This is a genomic window from Desulfofalx alkaliphila DSM 12257, from assembly GCF_000711975.1.
Classification (GTDB): domain Bacteria; phylum Bacillota; class Desulfotomaculia; order Desulfotomaculales; family Desulfohalotomaculaceae; genus Desulfofalx; species Desulfofalx alkaliphila.
The window spans coordinates 1-6195 of the sequence record NZ_JONT01000046.1 but is presented as its reverse complement, the minus strand read 5'-3'; the positions used below and the strand labels follow the sequence as shown (position 1 = coordinate 6195).

At 29.9% G+C, this 6195-nt stretch carries 6 protein-coding genes; 5 read left to right on the top strand and 1 reads right to left on the bottom strand.

The window, feature by feature from the left end:
• From BR02_RS0112710 to BR02_RS0112690, 5 genes are all read left to right on the top strand, one after another.
• On the top strand, positions 1-295 hold a 295-nt coding region (locus BR02_RS0112710), incomplete at its 5' end, for an integrase core domain-containing protein (RefSeq protein ID WP_031517673.1).
• Positions 296-318: 23 nt separating this feature from the next.
• Positions 319-600, top strand: a complete 282-nt coding sequence (locus BR02_RS14535) for a hypothetical protein (protein WP_207641037.1) — start codon at positions 319-321, stop codon at positions 598-600.
• 527 nt (positions 601-1127) lie between these two features.
• On the top strand, positions 1128-3323 hold the full coding sequence (locus BR02_RS0112700) for a UvrD-helicase domain-containing protein (protein ID WP_031517669.1): 2196 nt from the start codon (positions 1128-1130) through the stop codon (positions 3321-3323).
• A 61-nt stretch (positions 3324-3384) separates the two neighbouring features.
• A complete protein-coding gene (locus tag BR02_RS0112695) occupies positions 3385-4425 on the top strand; it encodes a methyltransferase domain-containing protein (RefSeq protein WP_031517667.1) in 1041 nt (346 codons plus the stop codon).
• Positions 4426-4463: 38 nt separating this feature from the next.
• Positions 4464-5549 (top strand): DUF1848 domain-containing protein, encoded by a 1086-nt coding sequence (locus BR02_RS0112690; RefSeq protein WP_031517665.1) that lies wholly within the window; start codon positions 4464-4466, stop codon positions 5547-5549.
• A 373-nt stretch (positions 5550-5922) separates the two neighbouring features.
• On the opposite strand, the gene BR02_RS0112680 is transcribed toward BR02_RS0112690, so the two are convergent.
• On the bottom strand, positions 5923-6195 hold a 273-nt coding region (locus tag BR02_RS0112680; RefSeq protein ID WP_031517663.1), incomplete at its 5' end, for an ATP-binding protein.

Genomic DNA, 6195 nt, shown 5'->3' with positions numbered 1-6195 from the left:
AGGTCTCATCCTTCACAGCGATCAGGGTAGCCAATTTACTTCGAAGGAATTTGTTCGCTCATGCGAAGCCCTGTTCATCCAGCAAAGCATGAGCCGAACAGGCTGTCCCTATGACAATGCACCGATCGAGCGCTACTTTAACACCTTGAAACATGAGCTGATCTATCTTTTCGAGTATAGAACTGAACGTGAATTGGATGCTGCAGTAGTTGAATTTGCCTACGCTTGGTATAACCGAGTACGGCCTCACACGTTCAATGGTGGTCTAACACCGGCTGCTGCCAGAGTGGCTTGATACTATGTGCTGGTGTTACAATTTTGCTTGACCACGTCATTGTTCAAAAGAGCAAGTTTGATATAAGTAATAAAAATTTGTACCTTACATTATTGTTATTTGAAAATGGAAAGAGTCCTGATATGTTTATAATTCCATCAGGGGTATGGGAAAAACCTAATGAAGTATTTGTTGATAGAAACTATGATAAACCCGGGCAAAAAAGTGCTCCAGAGTATGGAATTAATATATCACTGAAAAACTATGATATCTTGGATATATTTAGGTTTCAAGAAGTCATTAAAGAATTTACTGAGAAAAAATAGAGGTAATATGCAAAATAAAGTTTTTAAGATGAATAGGATTAAAGATACAAAGCATCAGATTTGAATAATCCGATGCTTTTGTTTTAGGATCATATTACCAAAGAGTGTATAATATCTAATTGTAGATGGGAAAATGTAATACTTTTGATTTCCTTTCTTAAACTTCCCTACATTATATATAGTACGTTTATGGATCTAAGTTTTAGAGTAATAATTAATTGCTTCGCAAGGACCACCATAAGAAATTGAATAAATATAAGAATTCTTATTTTAATAAAATAGATTTATACGTTCATAGGAAACACACAAATTAGTATGCTCAAAATTGCAAAGTTTATTCACAAAGATACAGAGCGTTAGACTGGGAAACCAATCTGTCGCATTTTATTTATGTAAATTGAGCGAATTATAAAAACTGCGTTTTGTGGAAAATATTGCATAAATACTATATAATACTATATATATGAGTAATTAAAACAAATATTGATAAAAGCAATATACTTTTCAAAGCAAAAGGGGGAGTAGGCTTGGAAAGACACGAGGCATACTGGCGAAAGGCTATAGAGATTCTTAAAAATATTGTTGAGACTTTGTCATATAATTTTGAAAACTCCGATTTAAAAAAGCAAATGGAGGATATACTCAGCAAGATATATAATGAAAAAGAAAATTTAAGATACGCAGATAGAGAAGACAAAATATATATTATGGAAGATTTAAATAAGTTAAGAGAAAAAAGAGTAAAATTAGATAATTATTATATTACATATGAGAAATTTATTAATTCTCCTTACTATAGCAAAATTACAACTACCTCTAATCAAACGTATTTTATTTCCAACTTTATGTCAGACCATTCTCAAAATATAGTTTTATATACTTCACCAATTGCAGCATTACGATTTAAAAATGTAGGTCAGGGCGATAATATCAATGGACAAAACTATATTATTGCAGAAAAAGAAATTGTTAAAATTATCGATAAAAATCTGATTGAATTAGAACACATTGACAATAATTTTGCTTTTTCTTTTGATGGACAAGTGGTTAAATATACTAATATGCGGCCAAAAATTTCTGATGATATAGAAGTAAAAAAAGAAAGTTTAAAAGATAAAGTGATTAGTAAAAAGGAAAATGAAGTAGTGAAATCTTCAACTCTTGATAGTATTGCAGATAAAATGCGTGAAGAACAAGATACTATTATGAGAGCACCTTACCAAGGAATCACCCTTGTTAAAGGGCCTGCAGGAAGTGGGAAAACTAATATTGCTTTTCATAGAATAGTATACCTTATTAATGAGTGTTCTAGTAAATTTAATCAAAGTAATATTGCTGTATTCTGTTATAATGTAGCATTAAAGAAATATCTCTCTAACTTAGTTACAAGATTAGATATACCATTAGTGCAGGTAAATAGTTTCGATGATTGGATGTACCAGAAAGTTCGTGAATTAACCAATATAACAAGAATCGACTATATTGAAGATTATTATCATAAAAAGGTTAAATCAAGAAAGCAAGTTTTAGAGATTATCCTAGCATTTCTTCATAAAAAACAGAAGGAAATTTTGTCTGATTTAAGGAAAGATATAGATTTACATCAATTTGATAGGTTTTATATACATTTAGAAAAAACGTCCCAAATTTTTTCCTTAATAGATTTTGTTAATTTACGACATTATGCTAAAAACCAAATTAAAAACAATAAATTGATTATTAATAAGGAGGAAAAAATAAACCAAGTAGAAAGAAAGTTAGAAAGAATAATGAATTCTCATTACTTTAACAATTATAGTTGGAAGAGTCAAAATTCAACGATAATATTTAATTTAGCAAATATATTGAATGAATTTTATCATTTTGAAGATTATCAACAATATTTGAAGAATAATGGAGTATATCATAATTATAATTTTTGTAATTATTTAAAGGCATCTGATATGTATATATTTGCGTGGATTGCATTATTGATCTTAGGACAACTTCAAAAGAGGTATTTTGGGAAATTTGATCACATAATAGTCGATGAAGTACAGGATTTTACTCCTATTCAGTTACTATTAATAAATAAATTGCATAATAATTCTATGACAATAGTAGGAGATATTGCGCAAAAAATATTTGATAATGGTGTTGAGTCTTGGAATGAATTTGGATTACATATAGATCGTTCTTATGAATTGAATGTATGCCACCGTTCTACTTTGGAAACAATTTTATTTGCAAATCAATTGATGGGAGAAAATAGTGAGAACTCTAAATCTTCATTTGTTGCAAATCGAGGGGAAAAGCCTTGTGTAACTGTATGCAGAAGTTTTGAGGATGAAATAAACAAGGCTATTACTACTATTAAGAAGATACGTAAAACCGAGTCAAATTCATCAGTTGCAGTTATCTATCCTAAAGACAGGAATAATGAACTGGCTATGATTAGTAATTCCTTGAATAGGAAAGGGATTAGGTCATATGTTGCAAAGAGAAACAATTGGGAGTTTACAGATAGAATTGCAGTTACAACTTACCACCAAATAAAAGGCTTACAATTTGATTATGTATTTATTCTAGGGCTAAATGAATTTGAAAATATAGGCTTTTCTAACAAGGACAATGTTATTTATACTTCAGTTACAAGAGCGCAAAAAAGGGTTTTTATTAATTGTTTAAGAGACATACCTAAAATGATTCAAAAAGTCGATAGTGATTTTTATGAATTGTGTTGATGTTTTTAGTATAAAATGAAAAGTATCTTTGCAACAAAGATGATAACTTGGAGTGTTATATATGTTAAATATTAATCCGTATTTAGAGAGATTCATCTTTGATGAATTAAAAGCGCAATATGATCCTGTTCCAATTGCTGCTTTACACAATTTGGATAATAATGAACAACAAAGTCAACGGTACTTAGGCACTTACTTTCCAAGAAGTTTTGTTGAGTCATATAATATTTTTTATCGTTTATTTAATCAAGAAGAGATTTATAAAAATTTTATAGGAAAGAAGAAAATAAATATTTTAAACATAGGTTCTGGTTCTGGTGGAGATTTGTTTGGGCTGATAGAAGCAATGAAAGACTTTTTTCCACTTGAAACAATTATGACTAATATTATTTCAATAGACGGGAATGTAAATGCAGTCAGTTATCAAAAAAAGATATACGAACAATTATACCAAAACAGTAATAACCACCTTAGCGTAATGGAACAAAAATTTGAGGATAGGTATGATTTTGAAGAAAAGATAAGTAAAATTCTAAGGAACTCTAATGAACAGTTTGATATAATTCTTACCTTTAAATTTATTAGTGAATTTTACAACAGGGATTATGAACTCAATAGAGGACTATATCATTCATTCATAAAGCAGTCATATGATTACCTGACTCCAGAAGGTATGCTTATAATAGAGGATGTTACTAATCAGATTATGGAAAATCAAAAAAATAATATATTTGGAGAAAGGAACTTTATCGGGAAAATAATGAATAAAGAGATAACCGACTATATGAAACAAAATAATGGAAAATTAGGCTGCCTAATTCCTATATGCTGCTACCACTGGTATGAAGAATGTCAGGATAATTTAGAGTGTTTTCATCAGAAGATTTTTAATATAAACCACAGAATGAATCATAAAGATATATCCAAAATCACATATAAAGTTTTGGCTCATACAGACTTTGTGGACAAAGTAATGCAACGAATAGATAAGCAAGAATGTTATCAAATTGCTCCTGAGAGATATTGTATCAATGGTACATACCATTATAAGGAGTTAAATGTTATTAATGATACCGCATATGACGCATTTTCTTTAAGATAAATAAAAGGACCGGAAAATTTAGATTAGGAGTGTTTTTAATGGCTTCAAATAAGTGGGAAATAATAGATATTGATACCAAAGAAGGTAGAGTAAAAGGGGTTGCACCAGTGATTATTTCTGCAAGCAGGTCTACTGATATACCTGCATTTTATTCCGAATGGTTCATTAATAGACTGAGGGAAGGATATGTTAAGTGGGTAAATCCTTTTAATAGAAAACCGCAGTATATTTCTTTTGATAAGGCCCGTTTAATTGTATTTTGGACAAAAGATGCTCAGCCTATAATTGCACATCTTAAGGAGATTAATGATATAGGTATTAACTATTATTTTTTATTTACTTTAAATGATTATGAAAGAGAAGGGCTTGAACCGAAAGTAAGAAGGTTGGATAAAAGAATAGACACTTTTAAGTATCTGTCAGAAGAGATAGGAAAAGATAAAGTAGTTTGGAGATTTGATCCGTTAATATTAACAGATAAAATTACTGTTGAAGTCTTATTGGATAAGATATATAAAGTAGGAAACCAAATTGCAGATTATACAAATAAACTTGTAATCAGTTTTGTTGATATTTCAGCATATAGGAGAGTAGAAAGTAATCTAAATAAAAATGGTATTAATTATAAAGAATTCATTCAAGAAACAATGGAAGCAATAGCAGAAGGATTGAATGAAATTAATAGAAGTTGGGGACTAGAAATAGCAACTTGTTCAGAGGATATTGATTTAAGTAGATACAATATTAAAAAGAATAAGTGCATTGATGATGATTTAATGATTAAAGTATTTTCACAGGACAAAAAGTTAATGAACTTTTTAGGTTATAATAATAGTGATGTTGATTCTAACTTTAAAGAAATAACCCTATTTGATTTAATTGAGGAAGAAGATAAGAAGATTTTAGAAAGAAGTACAAATAACAGTTTTGATAAATCAAGAAAGTTAAAGGATAAAGGTCAACGTGAATCTTGTGGTTGTATAATAAGCAAAGATATTGGACAGTATGATACTTGTAGTCACCAGTGCATTTATTGTTATGCTAATAGTTCACCACAGATTGGCTCCAATAATTATTATAAATATCTAAAAACTGATAGAAATGGAGAATCAATACTTTTATAATATAGTATAATGATAATAGAATAATAAAAAACATAAAGATATGTCTATGAATATGAAAAAATTATCTTATATGTCGACATGGCACAAAAGTATGTTTACAATTACAAAGTTTGTTCACGAAAGATACAGAGCGTCAGACTGGGAAACCAATCTGGCGCCTTTTATTTGTGCAAAAAAAGATGCCCCCGCCACAAACATTCCCAGATAACCAAACAACTTTTTCCCCCGCTGTATCTGTCAACTGAAAACTGCACCAAAATATAATTAAAAACTACACCACCTGGGTCAAAAAAATTATTGTTGTGTATTTGGCAAGTAGGAAATGTATGTAATGGCAGTTAAAAATGCATTTACTTGCCAACATCCCAAAATTCTAGTTTTTCAGTAATGATTCTTTGTATCTAAAACTCTCCCCGTTAAATATCAGCAACTGTGAATGATGAATTAATCGGTCAATTACAGCTTCGGTTAGTATCTGGTCTACAAAAACATGGTTCCATTGAGAAAATGATAAATTGGTTGTGATAATTATACTTTTGCCTTCGTAGCATAATGAAATTACTTGAAAAAGCAATTCCGCCCCGGCTTTATGGAGTGGGATGTACCCCAGCTCGTCCAGAATCAATAAATCCAGTTTTTCAATCTG

Coding starts and splice junctions, on each gene's coding strand:
- BR02_RS0112695 (WP_031517667.1), top strand. CDS start 3,385: ATGTTAAATATTAATCCGTATTTAGAGAGATTCATCTTTGATGAATTA.
- BR02_RS0112690 (WP_031517665.1), top strand. CDS start 4,464: ATGGCTTCAAATAAGTGGGAAATAATAGATATTGATACCAAAGAAGGT.